The organism is Sphingomonas sp. GV3 (assembly GCF_031082075.1).
Taxonomy (GTDB): domain Bacteria; phylum Pseudomonadota; class Alphaproteobacteria; order Sphingomonadales; family Sphingomonadaceae; genus Sphingomonas; species Sphingomonas beigongshangi.
Window position 1 is genome coordinate 2,520,065 of record NZ_JARWLE010000001.1, and the last position, 19,286, is coordinate 2,539,350.

Sequence of the window (19,286 nt, forward strand, 5' to 3'; positions counted from 1 at the left end):
CGACATGGCCGATATTCCCGCCCGCACCGAACTCAAGGTCACCACCGGCCCGATCCGCGGCAGCCGCAAGATCCACGTGGGTCCGCTGGGCGTCGCGATGCGCGCGATCGACCTTGATCCTTCGTCGGGGGAGCCGCCCCTCAACGTCTATGACACGTCGGGGCCGTACAGCGATCCGGCGGCGCGCATCGACATCATGGCCGGCCTGCCGCAGCTGCGCCGGCAGTGGATCGAGGCGCGAGGCGATGTCGAGTCCTATGACGCGCGCGAGGTCCGGCCCGAGGACAATGGCCAGCTCGGCCCCGACCGCTCCGGCGGCGTGCCGCAATTCCCCAATACCGTCCGCCGCCCCCTGCGTGCCAAGGCGGGCGCCAACGTCAGCCAGATGCATTATGCGCGCCGCGGCATCGTGACGCCCGAGATGGAATATGTGGCGACGCGCGAGAATCTCGGTCGCGAGATGCTTCGCGACTATGCGCGCGACGGCAACAGCTTCGGCGCCGCGATCCCCGATTACGTGACGCCGGAATTCGTTCGCGACGAGGTCGCCCGAGGCCGCGCCATCATCCCCAACAACATCAACCATCCCGAAACCGAGCCGATGGCGATCGGTCGCAACTTCCTCGTCAAGATCAACGCCAACATCGGCAACAGCGCGGTCGCCAGCAACGTCGCGACCGAGGTGGACAAGCTCGTCTGGGCGATCCGCTGGGGCGCGGACACGGTGATGGACCTGTCGACCGGCCGCAACATCCACGACACGCGCGAATGGATCATCCGCAACAGCCCGGTGCCGATCGGCACGGTCCCCATCTATCAGGCGCTGGAAAAGGTCGGCGGCATCGCCGAGGACCTGACCTGGGAGATCTTCCGCGACACGCTGATCGAGCAGGCGGAGCAGGGCGTCGACTATTTCACCATCCACGCCGGCGTCCGCCTGCCCTACGTCCCGCTCACCGCGAAGCGCGTCACCGGCATCGTCAGCCGCGGCGGCAGCATCATGGCGAAATGGTGCCTCGCGCATCACAAGGAAAGCTTCCTCTACGAGCGTTTCGACGAGATCACCGAGATCATGAAGGCGTATGACATCGCCTATTCGCTCGGCGACGGCCTGCGCCCGGGCAGCATCGCCGATGCGAACGACGAGGCACAGTTCGCCGAACTCTACACGCTGGGCGAACTGACCAAGCGCGCGTGGCAGCAGGACGTGCAGGTGATGATCGAGGGCCCCGGCCACGTGCCGATGCACAAGATCAAGGAGAATATGGACAAGCAGCTGGAGGCGTGCGGCGAGGCGCCCTTCTATACATTGGGGCCGCTCACCACCGACATCGCGCCCGGCTATGACCATATCACCAGCGGCATCGGCGCGGCGATGATCGGCTGGTACGGCACGGCGATGCTCTGCTACGTCACGCCCAAGGAGCATCTCGGTCTGCCCGACCGCGACGACGTGAAGGTCGGCGTGGTGACCTACAAGCTCGCCGCCCATGCCGCCGATCTCGCCAAGGGCCATCCGGCCGCCAAGATGCGCGACGACGCGTTGAGCCGCGCCCGCTTCGAATTCCGCTGGCGCGACCAGTTCAATCTGAGCCTCGATCCGGAGACGGCGGAGCAGTACCACGACCAGACGCTGCCCGCGGAGGGTGCCAAGACGGCGCACTTCTGCTCGATGTGCGGCCCCAAGTTCTGCTCGATGAAGATCACGCAGGAGGTGCGGGACTTTGCCGCGAAGCAGAATGCGCCGGTCGAGACGTTCGTCGCCGCCGAAGACGCCGAAGCCGGCATGGCGAAGATGAGCGAGACGTTCCGGGAAAAGGGCGGGGAGGTCTACCTGCCGGCCGCCGAATAAGGCGGTCCGGCCATTGGAAGCGCGCCGGCCGCGGGCGGCATCGGGACGGGCACGCGGCCGCCGCATGCGTAGCGGCGGCGTGTCGCGTCCTCGGCCGGGACGCGGGTCCGGCGGCGCTCAGACCGGCGGCAGCGCCCAGTCGATGCGCCCGCGGCCATGGGCTTCGAGGAAGGCGTTGGCCTTGCTGAAGTGACCGGTACCGAACCACCCCGTATACGCGGAGAGGGGCGAGGGATGGGGTGCCTTCAGCACGAGATGCCGGCCGCCGCGCGACACATCCGCCACGAACGCCGCCTTTTTCTGCGCGTAGCTGCCCCAGAGCATGAAGACGACGGGCTCGTCCTTTGCCGCGACGAGCCGGACGATCGCATCAGTGAACGTCTCCCAGCCGCGCCCGCGGTGGGACGCGGCGCGCGCCTGCTCGACCGTCAGAACGCTGTTGAGCAGCAACACGCCCTGCCGGGCCCAATGTTCGAGGAAGCCGTGCGGTGCCGGCGCGATGCCGCAATCGGCCTGCAGTTCCTTGTAGATGTTGACGAGGCTGGGCGGCGTCTTGACGCCGGGGCGCACGGAGAAGCACAGGCCGTGCGCCTGGCCCGGCCCGTGATACGGGTCCTGCCCCAGGATGACGGCGCGGACGTCGGATAGCGGCGTCAGCTCCAACGCCCGAAACCGGTCCTCGCGGGGCGGGAAGACATGCTTGCCCGCCGCTTCCTCTGCCCGCAGATAGTCGCGCAACGCCGTCATCTCGGGCGTGTCCAAGGCGGTCCGGAGGGGCTCGAGCCAGCTTGCGTCCATGCGGGGATCGGTCATGCGCGCGGCCTTACCGTTGGCCCAGCGCCGTGATCAACCGGGTGGCGCGCCTCCCGACGCGCCATGCGCCAGACCTTTATCCACATGCGCGGAAGCGGCGCCCGAATTCGTCCCTCGCCCGATCCAGCCTTGCTGGATCATACATTAGTAAAGTCCCGGGACGTCGCGTTGCGCGGGCGAGAGCGTCTGCAGATCCTGGACGATCGGCTCACGACCGCCTGCCGCCTGCGGGGTGACGCCGGTACTCGCGCTCGCCGTGATCGGCGTGCAGCTCTTGCCCTGCAGGAAGTCGAGCGCGGCGCGCGTCGAGGCCTCGCGCGGATCGCCCATCGGATAGCGGATGTCGTCGCCGGCCCGGCAGCTCGCCTCTACCGTGCCGACCAGGCCGGTGTAGTAGCCACCCTGACGGTTGGCGTTCTGGATGGCGAGCGCGATCACGCGCAGCCGATCGTCGCATTGCGTCAGGTCGAGGCCGATCTGGCCGACGGGCTTGCCATAGGTGTTGCCGCCGATCAGCCCGACATTGGCGTGCAGATAGGGGATCATTGCGTTGATCACGAGCTCGCTGGCGGACGCCGTGCCGCTCGTGCCGATAAAGGCGAGGCGGGTCGGCGCGATCGACTGGGGCTGCGGATTGAAATAGCGCGTCGTGTTGTTGCTCGCCTTCTCCGGCCGGAAGCTTACATAGTCGAAGACTTCGGACGTTTGGCGATTGGCGCCGAGCAGATCGCCTATCAGTTCCGCCGTCGCCAGTGCGCCACCGCCGTTGTAGCGGAAGTCGATCACCACATTGGTGATCCCCGCCGCACGGAATTGCGCGAAGGCGTCGCGCAGCGACTGGTCGGCCGCCGGGATGAAGGTGCGCAGGTTGAGATAGCCATATTGCTGGCCGCCGTCCGTGATCACCTGCGCCCCATAGCGTGGGGAAATCGCCGGCAGGTTGAAGTCCGCCTTGGTCACCGCCACGGTGCGGGTGCCGCTGGCGTCGCGAACCTGCAGATAGCGCACCGTGCCCGCGGTCGACGGCCCCAGCGCGTCGTTGAGCGCGGTGCCGCCCTGCGCATACAGGTTGGTGACCGAGGTGAGGTTGCCGCTCGACGCGCCGATCGCGAGAATCTCCGCGCCGCGATCGATGCCGGCGGCGAGGCCAGGCGCGCCCTCGAACGCCTCGGTGACGTAGAGCCGCGCGCCTTGGCTGGTGTCCAGGCTGAAGCGCAGACCGAAACCGGCGGTCGCGCCCGATGCGTTATAGGCGTTCTCCTGCGCGATCGAGGTCAGGTAGGTGAAATAGCGGTCCTTGCCCTGCGCGCGCGCGGTCGCGGTCAGCGCGTCGAGATAGGCGCTGACGGTAGAGTAGGGCGAGGGATCGAGACTGGCGGGCAGGGTGTCGGGGAACAGATACCATTCGCGTACCTGCGAGGCGACCCAGTTCTGCCGATCGCGCAGCGAGCATCCCGCGACGCTCGCGGAGGACGTGCTGGCGGTCGTTCCGCCAGACGTATCGCCACCGCCTCCGCCACCACAGCCCGACAGCAAGGCCACCAACGCGATCGATCCTGCCCAACGCGATACCATGTCCGTCCCCTCCGGCCGGCGCGCACGCCCGGCCCTGACCAAGGTTAGGCAGATTTCCCCGCAACCGCCAAGCGCCAAAGTTCGTTGAAACCATCAAGTTGTCGCAATGACGCTGCAATCGTTTCAGCTCCGTCATGAAGATTTCATCCTGGAGTAAAGATCATGGGCCTATTCAGCAAAGACATCGCTTCGATGCAGGATCTGTACGTCCATCAGCTGCAGGACGTTTATTACGCAGAGCAGCAGATCACCAAGGCGCTGCCCAAGATGATTGAGAAGGCGACCGACACGCAGCTGCGGCAGGGGTTCGAACAGCATCTGCGTGAGACGGAGGGGCAGATCGAGCGGCTGCGTCGCGTGTTCGAGATCGAGGGTCTGCAGCCCAAGGGCGTCACGTGTCCGGCGATCGACGGCATCATCAAGGAGGCAGACGAGGTCGCGGGCGAGGTGTCGGACAAGGCGGTGCTGGATGCGGCGCTCACCGCGGCAGCGCAGGCGGTCGAACATTATGAGATCAGCCGGTACGGCACGCTCGTCACCTGGGCCGAACAACTGGGCCGTAGCGAATGCGCCGCGATCCTGCGCGAGACGCTCGAGGAAGAAAAGGCGACCGACGCCAAGCTGACCGAACTCGCCACCGCCAAGCTCAACGCACGCGCGGGGCTGGTAGAGGCCTGAAGTCTGATCCACGTGCATGGAAACGGCGCCTGCCCTCAGCCCCACCCGGCCGCCCATCCACGATTCGCTGTGTGGGCGGCCAGTGGGGTGGGGGCCGGCACCGCCCCCGATCCTGCCTCGCTGGATCGCATGGGGAGAACCGCCAGCCGCGACGCCTCCGGCCTTTCCGGGCGGAGCGTCGCGCGCGACGTTCAGCGTAGGCTGACCTGAAGGCCGTCCATCACGAACTGCACCGCGAGCGCGGCGAGCAAGACACCCAGCAGACGCGTGATCACCGCCTCGATGCGCGTGCCGAGCAGCCGCATCAGCGGGCCGGCGGCAAGGAGCGCAAGTAGCGTCAGCAGCAGCATGGTCGCCATCGCGGCGAGCACGACGAGCGAGGCCTCCAGCCCGTCGCTGCGCGCCATCAGCAGCATCACGGTGGCGATCGATCCCGGCCCGGCGATCATCGGCATCGCCATCGGGAAGATCGACACGTCGTCCGCCTCGGGGTCGTGCGCCACCTTTGCCGCGCGATCCTCTCGCCGCTGCGTGCGCTTTTCGAAGACCATCTCGAGTGCGATCAGGAACAGCATGATGCCGCCGGCGATCCGGAAGCTTGCCAGGCTGATGCCAAGGCCATGCAGCAGTTTCTCTCCGACGAGCGCGAAGACGAGCAGGATGATCGACGAGACGGTGACGGCGCGCACCGCCATCGCGCGGCGGTGCACCGGCGATGCGCCGGCGGACAGGCCGGCATAGATGGGCGCGCAGCCGAGTGGGTCGATGACGACGAAGAAGGTGATGACCGACGAGACGAAGAGCTCGATCACAGGCCCAGCCCCTCGTCCGCGATCCCTTCGCGGCGGCAGGCGGAAACGTAGGTGTTGCGGATGAGGCAGGCGATCGTCATCGGCCCGACACCGCCGGGCACGGGCGTGATCGCGCCCGCGACCTGACGGGCGGCCGCGAAGTCCACGTCGCCGACCAGGCCGGTATCGGTGCGGTTGATGCCGACGTCGATTACGCTCGCGCCGGGCTTGATCCAGTCGCCCTGGACGAAGCCGGGGATGCCCACCGCGGCGACCACGATGTCCGCGCGGCGGACGTGATCGGCGATGTCGCGCGTCCGGCTGTGCGTGACGGTGACGGTGCAGCTCTGCTGGAGCAGCAGTTGCGCCATCGGCTTGCCGACGATGTTCGACCGGCCGATGACCACCGCCTCCATCCCGGCGAGGCTGGTGTGGATGTCGCGGAGCAGCAACAGGCAGCCGAGCGGCGTGCAGGGCACGAATCCCTCGGCCCCGATCGCGAGCCTGCCGGCATTGACGGGATGGAAGCCGTCGACGTCCTTGTCCGGGTCGATCGCGAGCAATACCGCCTGGGTGTCGATATGCCCGGGCAGCGGTAGCTGGACCAGGATGCCGTCGACGGCGGGATCGGCGTTCAGCCGCACCACGAGGTCTAGCAGCGCGTCCGATGTCGTGTCGGCCGGCAGGCGATACTCGAAGCTCTCCATGCCTGCCTCGCGGGTCGCCTTGCCCTTCGACCGGACATAGACCGCACTGGCGGCATCCTCGCCGACAAGCACGACCGCCAGGCCGGGCGCGCGGCCGGTCGCGGCGCGGAAGGGCGCGACACGGGTGGCGATGTCGGCACGCAGGGCGGCGGCGCGCGCCTTGCCGTCGATAAGGGTCGCGGGGGCGGTGTCGGTCATGGCCCGGCCTCATAGAGCCGGGCGGCGGTTTCCGCCAGCACCGCGGCGTCGCCGGCGATCCGCAGCCGCTTCAACCGCGACGTGTCGCCCGCGACCAGCGTCACCGACCGGCGCGGCACGCCGAACGTCTCGGCGACGAGGGCGATCAGCGCCGCATTCGCCTTGCCGTCCACCGGTGCGGCCGCGAGCCTGGCGGCAAGATGCGCCTCGGTCCCGGCAGCCAGGCTGTCGCGGCCCCCGCGCGGCGTGACGCGTACCGCGATCTCCAGTTCGTTGCCGACGCGCCGCCACGCGGGCATGGCGGGCTTACACGGTGGCGGAAGAGACGACGCCGATCGCCAGGTTGCGCAGGATTATGTCGCCGATCGCGATCAGGATCAGCACCACCATCGGCGAGAAATCGATCCCGCCCGTGTTCGGCAGCAAGCGCCGGATCGGCCGGTACATCGGCTCCGTCAGCCGATCGAGCCCTTGGTAGAGCGAGCGGATGAAGTTGTTCGACGTGTTGATGACGTTGAACGCGATCAGCAGCGACAGGATGAACTGCACGAAGATGATCCACCAGACGACGTCGAGCAGCACCTGGAGGATCTGGATGAGGGTCAGCGCGAACACGCGGGGCCTTTCGTGGAAACGGTAGCGTTACGATGTAGCGTGCCGGACGCACGGGGAACAGGGGCGGTTCCGCGAAGGGCGGTCATCGCGCGCGTGCCCGCCGCCACGCCGCCTGGAGGCGGTCGCCGATCAACGTGCCCGTATCGGAGACGAGGCGCAGCCGGCCCCGGGCCGCGGATTGCTCCAGCCCCTCCGCCTGTCTCGCCCAGAGGGCGCGGAACGCGCCGTCGGGCCGCGCGAGCAGCGCCTGCGGCGGCCCGTCCTCGACGATCCGGCCTGCCTCGACGACGATGACACGGTCGAAGCCGGCGATCGTCGATAGCCGGTGCGCGACCGCGAGCACGGTCCTCCCGGCCATTAGCGCGTCAAGCCCGCGTTGCACCTCCAGTTCCGATTCGGTGTCGAGTGCGCTCGTCGCTTCGTCGAGGAGCACGATCCGCGCGTCCTTCAGGAAGGCGCGCGCGATGCCGATCCGCTGGCGCTGCCCGCCCGACAGGCTGGTTCCGCGCTCGCCGACGATGCTGTCGTAGCCGTGCGGGAGGTGGCGGATGAAATCGTCGCACCCCGCGGCCTCGGCGGCGCGGTACACCTCTTCGTCGCTGGCGTCCGGCCGCGCGAAGCGGATATTCTCCATGACGGTACGGTGGAAAAGCAGCACCTCCTGCGGCACCACCGCGAGTGCGTCGCTGAGACTGTCCAGCGTGACCCGGTCGATCCGCTGGCCGTCGACCGACACCGCGCCCGCCTGCGGATCGTAGAATCGCTGGACGAGCTGAAGGATCGACGACTTGCCGGCGCCCGACGGGCCGACGATGCCGACCGTCTGCCCGGCGGGTACCTCCAGCGACAGATCGTGCACCACGGGGCGGCGGGGATCGTAGCCGAACGTGACGTGGTCGAGCCGGACGCTGCCCTCGCCGGCGCGCAGTCGGACCGCGTCGGGCGCGTCGGCCAGTGCCTGTGGCACGCCGATGATGTCGAGCGTCTCGCGCAGGTAGCTGAACTGCTGGCTGGTATCGATCAGCGCCATGGCGAGATCGCGCGACCCGTGCAGGATGCGAAAGGTCATCGTGCTGATCACGACGACGTCACCGGTGGAAATGGCCCCCGCCGACCAGCGGCCTATCGCCCAGATCAAGGTGCCGCCGACCAGGATCGCCAGCGCGGCATCGTGCAGGCCGCGCATCTGCTCGATGAAGAACCAGCCACGTCGCTGCGCCGCCGCTTCCTCGTGCAGGAAGTCGCGCAGCCGGTCGAGCTCGCGGTCGCGCGCCGCGAAGGCCTTCACCACCCAGATGTTGCCGATCAGGTCGACCAGCTCGCCGCCGACCACGCCCGCCCGCTCCGCGAACTCGCGATGATGGATATGGCCCTTGAGCCCGAGCAGCACGAGCACGCCGGTGACGATCAGGAAGATCGCGCCCAGCACCGCCGCCATGCGCGGATCGATCGACACGAAGATCAGGATCGCGCCCGCGAAGGCGATCAACGGCGGCGTCACCTCTTGCAGCAGGCGGTGGATGAGCGCGCCGAAGATGCCGGCGAGGCCGGAAATGCGGTGCCCGAGCGATCCCGCGCGCTGGCTCTGGAAAAATTGCAGCTGATGGCCCGTCAGGTAATCGACCATGTCGAGCCGGATCCCGACGCCCGACACGACCGTCGCATGGCCCAGAGTTAGCGCGGCCGCGCGCTGCAACGCGCTTTCCAGCACGACCAGCCCGACGAAGGCGGCGAGCGCCTGATAGACATGGGTACGCGCCTCGCCGCCCGTCGTCATCGCGTCGACGAGCAGCTTCATCGCATATTGCACGCCGACCGATCCGGTCGACGCCGCCGCCACGAGGACGGCGAGGCCGAGGAACATCCACGGGCGCGCCGCGACATAATGCCTCAGGAAGCGGCCCGGACTGGCCAGGAAGGGCATCGTTTGCCACCTTGCTGTTGCTGCACTGCAACATAGGTGGGGCCAATCCGGGATCAAGTCGATCCCGCGACGGGCGGACGGAGCCGCCGGCGCGTTCAGGCGTGGACCAAGGTCCCCGCGCCCGCGCTCGTGAAGATCTCGAGCAGCATCGCATGCGGCACGCGGCCATCGAGGATCACGGCGGCATCGACGCCCGCCTCGACCGCCGCGACGCAGGTTTCGACCTTGGGGATCATGCCGCCGGAGATCGTGCCGTCGGCCTTCAGCCCGGCGATCCGGTCGGCGTCGAGGTCGGTCAGCAGCGTGCCGGCCTTGTCGAGCACGCCGGCGACGTCGGTGAGCAGGAAGAAGCGCGCCGCGCCGAGCGCACCGGCGATGGCGCCGGCCATCGTGTCGGCGTTGATGTTGTAGGTTTCGCCGTCCGCGCCCATCGCGATCGGCGCGACGACGGGGATGATCCCGCTCGCCGACAATTGATCGATGATGGTGCGGTCGACCGCCACCGGCTCTCCGACGAAGCCGAGATCGACGTGCCGCTCGATCCCCTGCAGCGGATCGGGCGCATCGCGGCCGACCTTGGCGGCGGTGACGAAGCCGGCATCCTTGCCGGAGATGCCGACCGCCCGGCCACCGGCCTTGCCGATCCAGGCGACGATTTCCTTGTTGATCGATCCGGCGAGCACCATCTCGGCGATGTCCGCGGTCTCGCGATCGGTGACGCGCAGGCCGTCGACGAAGCGGGATTCGACGCCCAGCCGCTTCAGCATCGCGCCGATCTGGGGACCGCCGCCGTGGACGACGACCGGATTGATGCCCACCGCCTTGAGCAGCACGACGTCCTCCGCGAAATCGCGCGCGAGTTCGGGGTCGCCCATCGCATGGCCGCCGTATTTCACGACGAACGTCTTGCCGGCGTAGCGCTGCAGATAGGGCAAGGCCTCGGTCAGCGTCTCGGCCTTGGCGAGCAGCGCCGCGCGGGAGGGGGAGTCGGTCATATCCGGCGCTTTAGCGGGCCACGGGGGGCGGGAACAGAGGCTTGTCCTCCTCGCTCCGGCGACCCCGCGAGGGTCATGCGCGTGCGTCGAGGCGCTTGCCAATCCCGACGAACAGATAGATCAGCGGCGGCACCAGGATCGCCGACAGCGTCACCTTGGCGATCATCTGGCCGATGATCAGCGGCCCGATCGGGAATTCGCCGTAGAAGGCGATCGTCACGAACAGCAACGTGTCGACGACCTGGCTGAGCATGCTGGCGATCGCGGCACGCAGCCAGAGCAGCCGACTGCCTTCCGACCCCTTCAGCGCGGCGAAGATCGTGACGTTGAGAGTCTGCGACACGCCATAAGCGACGATGCCGCCGAGCCAGATGCGCCAGGTGGATCCCAGGATCAGCTGGATCGCGTCGCGGTTGGCGGGCAGCATCGCCGGCGACGGCGGCAGCATCCACACGATCCACGACAGCAGCAGCGAGACGAGCAACGGCACGAAGCCGACGCGGACCAGGCGGTTGGCGACATGGCTGCCGTGCAGCTCGGCGACGGCACTCGACGTGACGACGAGTAGCAGGAAGGCAAAGATGCCGGCCTCGACCGCGAGCGGCCCCCCCAGGAACAGGCGGCCGATCTCCGAGATCGGCCAGGGCGCCACCTGTTTGTTGCCGAGCACGCCGGCGATGCACACCATCCCCCCGTAGAAGATCGAATAGGCGAAAAGCGAGGGGGCAATGCCGCGCGTGGGGGTGTCCATCGGCTCGACGCTAGCCGGTTTCGCGGGACGGGCAAAGACTTCCGCTGTCATCGACCCGCCGGGAGAGGGGCGCGCCCGCGCCGGTGCAGAGAGGGTGTCCGGGCGGCCCCGTCCCGATCCGGGCGACGTCCCCGCCCCCGCCCCCGCATCGGGGATCGGCATATGCACTTCCCCCTAGCCCCCGGAAAAAGCGCGTGTATGGTGGATCGACGCTGCCGGGGGGCCGCGTCCCCCTTTTCCACACCCGGACGCATCCATGAATCGTATCCTGATCGGCGTTGCCGGCATCCTCGTCATCCTCGGCATCGCCTTCGCGCTGTCGACCGATCGCCGCGCGATCCGGCTGCGCGTCGTCGGCGCGGCCTTTGCGTTGCAGGCGCTGATCGCGGTGATGGTGCTGTACTGGACTCCCGGCCGCGCCGCACTGGCGGGCGCATCGGCGGGCGTCGCCGCGTTGCTCGGCTATTCGCAGAAGGGCACCGAATTCCTGTTCGGCAATCTCGCCAGCCCGACCGTCGGCGGTCATTCCTTCGCCATCGCCGCGCTGCCGGTGATCATCTTCTTCGCCAGCCTGGTCTCGATCCTCTATTATCTGGGCATCATGCAGCTGATCGTGCGCTGGATCGGCGGCGCGATCGAGAAGGTGGTCGGCACCAGCAAGGTCGAGAGCCTGTGCGCCGCGGCCAATATCTTCGTCGGGCAGAGCGAGAGCCCGCTCGTCATCCGCCCCTATCTCGCCGGGCTGACCCCGCCGCAGGTGTTCACGGTGATGACCAGCGGCATGGCCGGTGTCGCCGGCACGATCCTGGCGGCCTATGCGTCGATGGGGATCAGCATCGACTATCTGCTCGCGGCGAGCTTCATGGCGGCGCCGGGCGGCATCCTGATGGCGAAGATCATCATGCCCGACCGCAGCGTTCCCCCCGAGGGCGAGCTGCCGCTGGGCGACCTGCCCGACGAGGACCGCCAGATCGCGCTCGCGGAAAGCCGGGTGAGCGGCAAGGGCCCCGCCGCCCTGCTGCCGGAGGGAACGCCCGGCGAGCCCTTGCCCGAGGCCACCCACGACGAAGAGAAGCCGGCGAACCTGATCATGGCGGCCGCGCAGGGCGCGCAGACGGGCGTGCGGCTCGCCGTCGCGGTCGGCGCGATGGTGCTGGCGTTCGTCGCGCTGGTCGCGCTGGCCAACGGCCTGCTCGGGGGCATCGGCAGCCTGTTCGGCCATCCCGAGCTGAGCTTCCAGGGGTTGCTCGGCTATGTCTTCCAGCCGGTGATGTTCCTGCTCAACGTGCCGTGGAACGAGGCGGGGATCGCCGGCGGCCTGTTCGGCGAGAAGATCGTGCTCAACGAGTTCGTCGCCTATATCGACCTCGGCAAGCAGGCTGCGCAGCTTAGCCCGCATACGATCGCGGTGGTGACCTTCGCATTGTGCGGTTTCGCGAATTTCTCGTCGATCGCGATCCAGATGGCGGTGACGGGCAGCCTCGCGCCGAACCAGCGGCCGACGATCGCGCGGCTGGGCATTCGCGCCCTGCTCGCCGGCAGTCTCGCCAATCTGATGTCGGCGGCGCTCGCCGGCCTGCTGATCGGCTGATCCGCTGACTGGGCCGATGTCTGCGGGACGGACGGAGGCGGGGCTGCGCCGTGCCCTTGGCGCGGGACAGCTCGCGATGATCGCGATCGGCGGCGCGGTCGGCACCGGCTTGTTCCTGGGCAGCGGGTTTGCCATCCAGCTCGCGGGACCGGCGGTCCTGTTGAGCTATGCGATTGGCGGCGCGATCACGCTCGCGCTGATGGGGTGCCTTGCCGAAATGACGGTGGCCGATCCGGCCACCGGCGCCTTCGGCTTGTTCGCGGAACGCCATCTCGGCGCCTACGCCGGCTTCCTCGTCCGCTATGCTTATCTCGCCGCCAATGTGCTCGCGGTGGGCACGGAGGTGACCGCCGTCGCCATCTACATGCGCTACTGGGCGCCGGACGTGCCGGGGCTGGTCTGGATCCTCGGCTTTTCCGCCGCCCTGCTCGCCGTCAACTTCGCCAGCGTGCGCGCGTTCGGCGCGGTCGAATACGTCTTCTCCGCGATCAAGGTCGTTGCGATCCTCGGCTTCGTCGCGGGCGGCCTGCTGGTGATCGCGCGCGCGGGCAGCGGCGCCGCGGTCGCCCATTATACCGCGCGCGGCGGACTCCTGCCCAACGGCTGGTGGGGGATGGCGCAGGCGGTGATCGTCGCGCTGTTCAGTTACATCAGCATCGAGATGATCGCGGTCGCCGCCGGCGAGGCGGCCGAGCCCGAGCGCGCGATCGTCCGCGCCTTCCGGGCGACGATGCTGCGACTCGCGCTCTTCTATCTCGGCAGCCTTGCGGTGATGCTCGCGATCGTGCCGTGGACCGAAGCCGGCACCGCGACGAGCCCCTTCGTCACGGTGATGGCGGCGACGGGCGTGCCCTATGCCGCGGGGGCGATCAATGCGGTGGTGCTGATCGCCGCGCTGTCGGCGATGAACAGCCAGATCTATACCGCCAGCCGGATGCTGTTCAGCCTGGCCGAAAGCGGCCTCGCACCGCGCGGGTTCGCAGCGGTCGACACGCGGGGCGTGCCGGCGCGCGCGCTGCTCGCCTCGGGCAGCGGCATCGCCGTCGCGGCCGTCGTCTATGCGGCGATGCCGGGGGCGGCGCTCAGCGTGATGATCGCGGTGTCGGTGTTCGGCGCGCTGTTCACCTGGGGCATGATCTTCGCGACGCATCTCGCCTTCCGCGCGCGCGTCGGGGCGCCGGCGGCGTTCCGCATGTGGGGCTACCCCTGGACGAGCCTCGCCGGCCTGGCGGGAATTGTCGGGGTGCTGGCGATCACGCCGTTCACGGCAGCGTTCGGCGCGACGCTGCTCTACGGTCTGCCCTTCGTGGCCCTGCTGTCGGGCATCTACGCGCTCTGGCTGCGCGGGCGCGGCTGAACGGGCCGAAGGGAGGGGGGCTTTCGCCCCTCACTCCCCCGTCCGCGTCTTGACCTTGTTGGGCAGGTCCTTGCCCTTGGTCCGCCGGGACGGCAGCTGGACCGGGTTCTTCTTTTTCCATTCGCGGAAGGTCATCGGCCCTTCCGGCGTGTCGACGATCGTGTCGTCGAGGCTCATGTCCCGTCTCCTCAGCGCGTCGGCACCGGCTCCGCGCCCGTGTAATCGTAAAAGCCGCGGCCGGTCTTCCGGCCGTACCAGCCTGCCTCGACATATTTCACGAGCAAGGGTGCCGGCCGGAATTTGGGGTCGCCCGTGCCCTCGAACAACACGCGCGTGATCTCGAGGCAGGTGTCGAGGCCGATGAAGTCGGCCAGCGTCAGCGGCCCCATCGGGTGATTCAGACCCAATTGGCAGCCGAGATCGATGTCACGGATCGTCGCGACGCCCTCTCCCAGCGCGAACACCGCCTCGTTGATGAAGGGCATGAGGACGCGATTGACGATGAAACCAGGTGCGTCGTTCGCGCGCACCACCTGCTTGCCCAGCCTCTGGGCATAGGCCTCGATCGCCGCGACGGTGACGTCGGAGGTGGCAAGGCCGCGGATAATCTCGATCAACCCCATGACGGGCACGGGATTGAAGAAGTGCACGCCGATGAACCGTGCGGGGTCGGGCGTCGCCTGCGCGAGTCGCGTGATGGGGATCGAGGAGGTGTTCGAGGCGAGGATCGCGCCGTCCTTCAACACCTTGCCCACGTCGGCGAAGATCGCGCGCTTGATCTCCTCGCGCTCCGTCGCCGCCTCGACGATCAGGTCGCAGTGACCCATGCCGCCGGTGCCCTCGACCGCTTCGATGCGCGCCAGGATCGCGTCGCGCGCCGCGGCGTCGATCTTTTCCTTGTCGACCTGGCGCTGCAGCTGCTTGGCGATCCCCGCCTTGCCAGCCTCGGCGCGGTCCTTGGTCACGTCGGTCAGGAGCACGTCATAGCCCGCCGTCGCGCTCACCTGCGCGATGCCCGCGCCCATCTGGCCCGCACCGATCACACCCACTGCCTGCATGCCTGCTCTCCTTTCGCGTTCCTCTAGCGGCTTTCGCGTTTGCCGCCACCCGGTTAGGCTCCGTCCCGCAAGGGGGAGCGGCATGAGGGCGACGATGATCTCGCTGGGCGACGCGGGGGTGCTGGCGCCCGGACGATGGCGCTGGGATGGATGGTGCTGCTGTTCGTCGCCGCATCGTTCCTTCTCTATCCCAACTGGCTGCGGCTGTCCGGCCTCGGCCGGGACGTGATCCGGCCGGTGATGACACTCGTCGCCTATCTGGCCTATGCCGCCGCGGTCCGCTGGGGCGAACGGCGCGACCCCGACGAGCTCGCGCCCCGCGCCGCGCTGCCCGAACTGGCGATCGGCCTTGCCGTCGGCACCGGCATGTTCGCACTCGTCTTCACGATCCTGCGGGTAGCGGGCGTCTATACGCTCGCCTCCGGCCAGTGGAGCGATTGGGCGAACGACCTTGCATCCATGCTGCGCGTCGGCTTTGCCGAGGAATTGCTGCTGCGGCTGATCGTCTTCCGGTTGCTGATGCGCGCGGTCGGCCTTTGGGCCGCGCTCGCGGCTTCGGCATTGCTCTTCGGCCTCATGCATCTCGGCAATCCCAATGCCAGCCTCGTCGCCGCCATCGCCATCGCGGTGGAGGCGGGGCTGATGCTCGCCGCTTTTTATCTGCTCACCGGCCGGATCTGGATGGCGGTCGGCGTCCATGCCGCATGGAATATCGCGCAGGGGTCGATCTTCGGCGCGCGCGTATCAGGGGTCGCGGACACGGGCAGCCTCTTCGTCAGTGCCCCCGTCGCGGGCAGTCCGGACTGGCTGAGCGGCGGCGCCTTCGGACCGGAGGCGTCGCTGCCGGCGATGATCGTCGGCTTTTGCGTCTTCCTGCTGGTCATGGCAGTCGCGTTGCGACGAGCGCGGGGCGCGCATGCCCGAGGGACTGGAGGCCATCGATCATGACCCGTGCCGCATTGCTCGCCGCGCCTGCGCTGCTGCTCGTCGCCTGCTCGGGCCAGCGACCTGGCGACCGTAACTCGGCACCCGCGCCGATGCCAACGTCGGTCGCGACGCCCGGCGGTGTCGCGGCGGCGGCTGCGCCGGTGCCGGTCGACCGCACCGCCGCACCCAGGCCGGGCACGCTGAAGACGTTCGGCGACTGGAGCGTCGGGTGCGACAACGGACTGTCCTGCACCATGGCGTCACTGCTCCCCGCGGATGGCGTGGGTGAGGGCGTCACGCTCAACCTGACGCGCGATCCGGGGCCGGCGGGTCGCTTCCACGCCGATCTCGGCGAGGGGGCGACCGATGCGAAGGGGCGCACCCTCCCGACGCGATTCACGGTGGACGGCCTGGGCGTGGGAAGCGATGCGGACAGGCTCGCGAGCGCCATGGCGAACGGACAGGTCCTGCAGGTCCCGGGCGGCACCGTGTCGCTGAAGGGCGCGTCCGCCGCATTGCGCTATATCGATGCGATGCAGCACCGTGTGGGCACCGCAACCGCGACGGTGGTGCGCGGCACCGCCCCGGCGACCAGCGTGCCGCCGCCCCCCGCGCTGCCGGCGGTCGGCGCGCAACGCCTGTCGCCCCACGGTGCGGCATTGCCCGCGACGGTCGTCGCGGCGATGAACAGGATCGCCCGATGCGATCTGATGGAGGGGATGGACGGTACGCCTGCCGTCGCGGAACTGCCCGACAAGCGGCTGCTCGCCGTGCTGCCCTGCTCCGCCGGCGCCTACAACGTCATCGGGGCGCTGTTCGTCGTCGACGGCAGCAAGGTCACCCCCGCGGATGTCGACGCACCGTCCGGCTTCGAGGAAACGGGCGCCGATCCGCAGACGCCGGTGCACAGCGTCGTCAACGGCGATTTCGACGGCGACGCGCTGACCAGCTACGCCAAGGGACGCGGGATAGGCGATTGCGGATCCTCGCAGCGCTTCGCCTGGGACGGCCGGCGGTATCGCCTGATCGAACAGAGCGACATGGGCGAATGCCGCAGCAATCCCAATTTCATCACGACTTGGCGCGCGTCCGTGCGGCGGTGACCGGCCCTTTCGGCGGTCACGCACACCCGTTCACGGAGCCGGCCGTTCAGCCTGCGCTTCGGCCAGGTACAGGCCGAACTTGCCCTCCGGATCGGTCCATTCGCCGATCGGCGTCCAGCCACCGCTCCGCAGCAGGATGCGGGCATCGCGCGGCCCGTATTTGTGACTGTTCTCGGTGTGGATCGTCTCCCCCGCCTGGATCGCGAAGGCGCGACCGTCGACGGTGAAGGCCGTGTCGCGGGTCGCCTCCAGATGCATCTCGATCCGGGCGCGATCGTCGTTCCACCGCGCGACGTGGCGGAACGCGCCGAGAGGGATCGTCCCGGCAAGCTCGCGGTTGATCCGGTCGAGCAGGTTCATGTTGAAGGCCGCCGTGACGCCGGCGGCATCGTCATAGGCGCTGACCAGCGTCGCCTCGTCCTTGATCCGGTCCATGCCGATCAGCAGCATCGCGCCCAGGCCCAGCGACATGCGCATCGCGCGCAACAGGTCGACCGCCATCAACGGGATCATGTTGCCGATCGTCGAACCCGGAAAAAAGCCCAGCTTCGGCATGTCCGCGACCGCGGCGGGCAAGGTCAGCGGGCGCATGAAATCCGCCTCGAACGGCAGGACGGTCAGGTCGGGAAAGCCCTGCGACAGCGCGCGCGCCGAGTCGCGCAGGAAGTCGCCGGAGATGTCGATCGGCACATAGGCGGCCGGCTCCACGCAGCGCAGCAGCAACGGCGTCTTGGTCGACGATCCCGATCCGAACTCGACGACCGCGCGTCCCGCGCCGACGATCCTCGCGACGTCCGGACAATGGTTGCGCAGGATCTGCGTTTCCGTGCGGGTCGGGTAATATTCGGGAAGGTCGGTGATCGCCTCGAACAGCTCCGAACCGCGGCGGTCGTAGAACCAGCGCGCCGGGATCGCGCGCGGCCGCCGCTCCAGCCCGGCGAGGACATCGGCACGGAATTGCGGATCGGCGAGACTTGCCTGACCGTCCTCGATCTCTGGCTTCAGCATCACATGTCCTTTGCGAGACGGACGCCGGTGAACTGCCAGCGCTGATGGGGATAGAAGAAGTTGCGGTAGCTGGCGCGCGCATGGCCGCGCGGGGTGGCGCAGCTGCCGCCCCGCAGCACGAACTGGCCGCTCATGAACTTGCCGTTGTATTCGCCGACCGCCCCTTCGCAGGCGGCGAATCCCGGGTAGGGGCGGTATGCGCTTCCCGTCCATTCCCAGACGTCGCCGAAGAACGCGGGGCCCTTTGCGGCGGGGCGTGGCTCGACGGGGCCGGCCTCGTCCATCTGGTTGCCGCCCGTCGGATCGTGCGACGCGGCGGCGGCTTCCCATTCGAATTCTGTCGGCAGCCGTGCGCCGGCCCAACTCGCATAGGCATCCGCTTCATAGAAGCTGACATGCGTTACGGGGGCGGCGGGATCGATGGCGCGGCGACCATCCAGCCCGAAGCGCGTCCAGGTGCCGTCGCGCTCCTCCCAGTAGAGCGGCGCGGTCACACCCTCCGCCTTCACCCAGGCCCAACCGTCCGACAACCAGTGGCGCGCATCGCGATAGCCGCCGTCCGCGATGAATGCGGCCCATTCGCCGTTGGTCACGGTGCGGTCGGCGATCGCATGCGGTTGCAGCAGCGCGCGGTGGCGCGGCCCTTCGCAGTCGAACGCGAAGCCGGCGCCGGCGTGACCCACCTCGACGATGCCACCGTCATGCGCGATCCATTCGATCGCACCGGGCATTCCCACCGGTACCTTCGCTGCCGCCGGCCATAGCGCCGGTTCGAGCGGATTCTCGCCGAAGAGATGGAGAATGTCGGTAACGAGCAACTCCTGGTGCTGCTCTTCGTGGTGGCAGCCGAGCGCGACGAGGTCCAGCACATCGGATGCAAGCATGGGCAGCGCCGCGAGCAGCGCGTCGTCGACATGCGCGCGATAGGCGCGAACGTCGTCCAGCGTCGGGCGCGTGACCATGCCGCGGCGGTGGCGGGCGTGACGGCGGCCCTCCGCCTCGTAGTAACTGTTGAACAGGAACGGCCAGCGTTCGTCGTGCAGCCGATAGCCGGGGACGTGATCGCGCAGCACGAAGGTTTCGAAGAACCAGGTGGTGTGCGCCAGATGCCACTTCGTCGGCGAGGCGTCGGGCATCGACTGAACCGTCGCATCCGCATCGGACAGCGGCGCCGCGAGCGCGAGGCTGAGCGCACGGACGGACGCGTAACGCCGTGCCAGCGGGCTCGGCGAACGGGCGGCGTTCAACATGGCGGTGCCCCTCCTCAACCGGCCGGCGGATCGATCCATATCATAAACCGCCCGAACCACAGGTTGGTTGCAATGTGATCGGCGGCGGGCCGG

At 68.6% G+C, this 19,286-nt stretch carries 19 protein-coding genes; 6 read left to right on the forward strand and 13 right to left on the reverse strand.

The features are described from left to right. Positions 1-4: 4 nt before the first annotated feature. Complete coding sequence (gene thiC, locus RF701_RS12140) at positions 5-1,852, forward strand: phosphomethylpyrimidine synthase ThiC (RefSeq protein ID WP_308815091.1); 1,848 nt, start codon at positions 5-7, stop codon at positions 1,850-1,852. A 117-nt stretch (positions 1,853-1,969) separates the two neighbouring features. Here thiC and ung read toward each other — a convergent pair whose 3' ends face one another. Together ung and RF701_RS12150 are read right to left on the reverse strand one after the other, a co-directional pair. Then, positions 1,970-2,665 (reverse strand): uracil-DNA glycosylase, encoded by a 696-nt coding sequence (gene ung, locus RF701_RS12145; RefSeq protein WP_308815092.1) that lies wholly within the window; start codon positions 2,663-2,665, stop codon positions 1,970-1,972. 144 nt (positions 2,666-2,809) lie between these two features. Beyond that, on the reverse strand, positions 2,810-4,240 hold the full coding sequence (locus RF701_RS12150) for a S41 family peptidase (RefSeq protein ID WP_308815093.1): 1,431 nt from the start codon (positions 4,238-4,240) through the stop codon (positions 2,810-2,812). Positions 4,241-4,432: 192 nt separating this feature from the next. Here RF701_RS12150 and RF701_RS12155 point away from each other — a divergent pair, with 192 nt between their 5' ends. Beyond that, complete coding sequence (locus RF701_RS12155) at positions 4,433-4,918, forward strand: ferritin-like domain-containing protein (RefSeq protein ID WP_308815094.1); 486 nt, start codon at positions 4,433-4,435, stop codon at positions 4,916-4,918. 191 nt (positions 4,919-5,109) lie between these two features. Here the strand turns inward: RF701_RS12155 and RF701_RS12160 are convergent, their stop codons facing one another. The 7 genes from RF701_RS12160 to RF701_RS12190 all read right to left on the reverse strand — a co-directional run bounded on the left by RF701_RS12160 (position 5,110) and on the right by RF701_RS12190 (position 10,899). Beyond that, the gene (locus RF701_RS12160; protein ID WP_203308957.1) at positions 5,110-5,730 is read right to left on the reverse strand and encodes a MarC family protein; all 621 of its coding nucleotides are present in this window, start codon (positions 5,728-5,730) and stop codon (positions 5,110-5,112) included. Then, entirely contained in the window at positions 5,727-6,614 is an 888-nt protein-coding gene (gene folD / locus RF701_RS12165; RefSeq protein WP_308815095.1) for a bifunctional methylenetetrahydrofolate dehydrogenase/methenyltetrahydrofolate cyclohydrolase FolD, read from the reverse strand. Before folD ends, RF701_RS12160 begins: the two co-directional genes overlap by 4 nt. Then, entirely contained in the window at positions 6,611-6,913 is a 303-nt protein-coding gene (locus RF701_RS12170) for a DUF167 family protein (RefSeq protein WP_308815096.1), read from the reverse strand. The genes folD and RF701_RS12170 overlap by 4 nt, the downstream gene beginning before the upstream one ends. A 7-nt stretch (positions 6,914-6,920) precedes the next feature. Further along, positions 6,921-7,229, reverse strand: coding sequence for a YggT family protein (locus RF701_RS12175; protein ID WP_203308954.1), 309 nt, complete (start codon positions 7,227-7,229; stop codon positions 6,921-6,923). 82 nt (positions 7,230-7,311) lie between these two features. Continuing rightward, a complete protein-coding gene (locus RF701_RS12180; protein ID WP_308815097.1) occupies positions 7,312-9,153 on the reverse strand; it encodes an ABC transporter ATP-binding protein in 1,842 nt (613 codons plus the stop codon). 95 nt (positions 9,154-9,248) lie between these two features. Continuing rightward, the gene (gene argB, locus RF701_RS12185) at positions 9,249-10,148 is read right to left on the reverse strand and encodes an acetylglutamate kinase (RefSeq protein WP_203308952.1); all 900 of its coding nucleotides are present in this window, start codon (positions 10,146-10,148) and stop codon (positions 9,249-9,251) included. A gap of 73 nt (positions 10,149-10,221) precedes the next feature. Next, positions 10,222-10,899, reverse strand: a complete 678-nt coding sequence (locus RF701_RS12190) for a queuosine precursor transporter (protein ID WP_308815098.1) — start codon at positions 10,897-10,899, stop codon at positions 10,222-10,224. Between the two features lie 256 nt (positions 10,900-11,155). On the opposite strand from RF701_RS12190, the gene RF701_RS12195 reads away from it, so the two are divergent. Further along, positions 11,156-12,490 carry a NupC/NupG family nucleoside CNT transporter gene (locus RF701_RS12195; protein ID WP_203308950.1) on the forward strand — a complete coding sequence of 445 codons (1,335 nt, stop codon included), beginning with the start codon at positions 11,156-11,158 and terminating at the stop codon, positions 12,488-12,490. Positions 12,491-12,506: 16 nt separating this feature from the next. After that, the gene (locus RF701_RS12200) at positions 12,507-13,847 is read left to right on the forward strand and encodes an amino acid permease (protein ID WP_308815099.1); all 1,341 of its coding nucleotides are present in this window, start codon (positions 12,507-12,509) and stop codon (positions 13,845-13,847) included. A 30-nt stretch (positions 13,848-13,877) separates the two neighbouring features. On the opposite strand, the gene RF701_RS12205 is transcribed toward RF701_RS12200, so the two are convergent. Beyond that, the gene (locus RF701_RS12205; protein ID WP_198665907.1) at positions 13,878-14,024 is read right to left on the reverse strand and encodes a hypothetical protein; all 147 of its coding nucleotides are present in this window, start codon (positions 14,022-14,024) and stop codon (positions 13,878-13,880) included. 11 nt (positions 14,025-14,035) lie between these two features. Continuing rightward, entirely contained in the window at positions 14,036-14,905 is an 870-nt protein-coding gene (locus RF701_RS12210; protein ID WP_210357364.1) for a 3-hydroxybutyryl-CoA dehydrogenase, read from the reverse strand. Positions 14,906-15,040: 135 nt separating this feature from the next. Here RF701_RS12210 and RF701_RS12215 point away from each other — a divergent pair, with 135 nt between their 5' ends. Both RF701_RS12215 and RF701_RS12220 read left to right on the forward strand, forming a co-directional pair. Beyond that, positions 15,041-15,853: a CPBP family intramembrane glutamic endopeptidase gene (locus tag RF701_RS12215; protein ID WP_308815100.1), complete on the forward strand. Its 813-nt coding sequence runs from the start codon at positions 15,041-15,043 to the stop codon at positions 15,851-15,853. Beyond that, a complete protein-coding gene (locus RF701_RS12220) occupies positions 15,850-16,935 on the forward strand; it encodes a DUF1176 domain-containing protein (RefSeq protein WP_308815101.1) in 1,086 nt (361 codons plus the stop codon). Before RF701_RS12215 ends, RF701_RS12220 begins: the two co-directional genes overlap by 4 nt. Positions 16,936-16,965: 30 nt before the next feature. On the opposite strand, the gene egtD is transcribed toward RF701_RS12220, so the two are convergent. Further along, a complete protein-coding gene (egtD, locus tag RF701_RS12225; protein WP_210357362.1) occupies positions 16,966-17,943 on the reverse strand; it encodes an L-histidine N(alpha)-methyltransferase in 978 nt (325 codons plus the stop codon). Beyond that, positions 17,943-19,193: an ergothioneine biosynthesis protein EgtB gene (gene egtB / locus RF701_RS12230; RefSeq protein WP_308815102.1), complete on the reverse strand. Its 1,251-nt coding sequence runs from the start codon at positions 19,191-19,193 to the stop codon at positions 17,943-17,945. Before egtB ends, egtD begins: the two co-directional genes overlap by 1 nt. Positions 19,194-19,286: the final 93 nt, after the last annotated feature.